This is a genomic window from uncultured Mucilaginibacter sp. (genome assembly GCF_903893715.1).
GTDB lineage: Bacteria > Bacteroidota > Bacteroidia > Sphingobacteriales > Sphingobacteriaceae > Mucilaginibacter.
Genome location: NZ_CAITNG010000045.1, coordinates 1 through 1,790, shown reverse-complemented (window position 1 = coordinate 1,790; position 1,790 = coordinate 1). Strand labels below are relative to the sequence as shown.

Sequence of the window (1,790 nt, the reverse complement as noted above, 5' to 3'; positions counted from 1 at the left end):
GTGATCGGTCGTGCGGGCATAGCCTATAAAAATATTGTTTTTGAGCGAAATGTAAATAGCACAAGATTTTTTATCCTTTCCGACCCGATGCGAGTCAAAATTTTAACTTTGATGAATCAACCCAATGAAAAAAAAGACTTCACTAATACTTATATTATTAATGGCATATTTGGTCGGATACGGTCAGATAAAAGTGCTTAGGTTTCACGTCTTAGTGTTGTATGAGAATGGCGGCCACCATGTTGCATATACCAAAGCGGCCAAACGTTGGCTCGACAAACTGGCGATCGACAGCAATTTTAGTGTAGACTATTATCAAAATACCGAAAAGATCAACGACGAATTATTAAAAAAATACCAGCTTTTTATTCAACTGGATTACCCGCCTTATGGTTGGACACCTGCAGCGGCTAAATCTTTTAACAAATATATAGAAGAGGGCAGCGGAGGATGGATCGGTTTTCATCATGCAAGCCTGTTAGGTGAATTTGATGGCTTTCCAATGTGGGATTGGTTTAGTGGGTTTATGGGTGGAATCCGCTGGAAAAACTATATTGCTACTTTTGTTAAGGCACAGGTAAATGTTGAAGACCCTAAACATCCGGTAATGAAAGGTGTCCCTGTTTCTTTTATCGTGAAAAAAGAAGAGTTTTATACCTATGATAAGAGCCCGCGACCCGAGGTTCATGTATTGGCCAGCGTTGATGAAAATACCTATCAGCCTCATTCAGATATCAACATGGGAGATCATCCCGTGATATGGACCAATGAACACGTTAAGGCACGCAACGTATATATTTTTATGGGGCATTCGCCAATTTTATTCGATGATGAGGCCTACAGGAAAATTTTTGTAAATGCTATTTTTTGGGCCTCCGGCATTAATTGACATTTTATGGCAGATAATGGGATGCTAAATATTCAAATTTATTATATTTCAAAAAAACACGAATGATGAAAACAGAAGACATATTCGGGTACCAACCCGATCCAAAATACAACAAGGCAGTAGCCTATTTTAGCATGGAATTTGCCATCGATCAGGCATTAAAAACATATAGCGGTGGGCTGGGATTTTTGGCCGGTTCGCACATGCGCAGTGCCTACGAATTGAAGCAAAATGTTATTGGTATCGGCATGCTTTGGAAATATGGGTATTACGATCAATGGCGTGATATCAATGCCGACATGAAGCCAACTTTTATTGAAAAAGGCTATTCATTTTTAGAAGACACCGGCTTTATGTTTATTGTTCATATTCATGATTCGCCTGTATGGGTTCGGGCATTTCTGCTGCGGCCCAAAACCTTTGGCTCGGCACCCATATTTTTTCTCACTACAAACCTTAACGAAAATGACGAGCAATCGCGTTCTATAAGTTACAGATTATACGATTCTACCGAATCAACCCGAATAGCCCAATCAATCATTCTGGGTATTGGTGGTGCAATGCTGATCGATAAGCTTGGGCTTAATATTGATATTTATCATATGAACGAAGGCCATTCGTTGCCACTCAATTTCTATTTGTATCAGAAATACAAAAGCATGGCCGAGGTGAGGAAACACGTGGTATTCACCACCCATACCCCGGAGACAGCCGGTAATGAGGAACACCGGGTAGACCTGCTTGCAGAAATGTCGTTTTTCTGCGGCACCCCGGTTGATGAAGTTAGACAAATTCTGGGTACGGATGCTTTCTCGCTCAATTATACACTTGCGGCATTAAAGTTCGCTAAAAAAGCTAATGGGGTATCTAAACTGCATGGCGAGGTTTCGCGCGAAATGTG

Annotated in this window: 2 protein-coding genes; both read left to right on the top strand. The window is 40.8% G+C overall.

Annotated features, from left to right (window positions below):
* Positions 1 to 124: 124 nt before the first annotated feature.
* A complete protein-coding gene (locus QZX97_RS05835) occupies positions 125 to 889 on the top strand; it encodes a ThuA domain-containing protein (protein WP_295664460.1) in 765 nt (254 codons plus the stop codon).
* Positions 890 to 954: 65 nt separating this feature from the next.
* Positions 955 to 1,790: alpha-glucan family phosphorylase (glgP, locus tag QZX97_RS05830; protein ID WP_363152010.1), on the top strand; the 836-nt coding region annotated here is incomplete at its 3' end.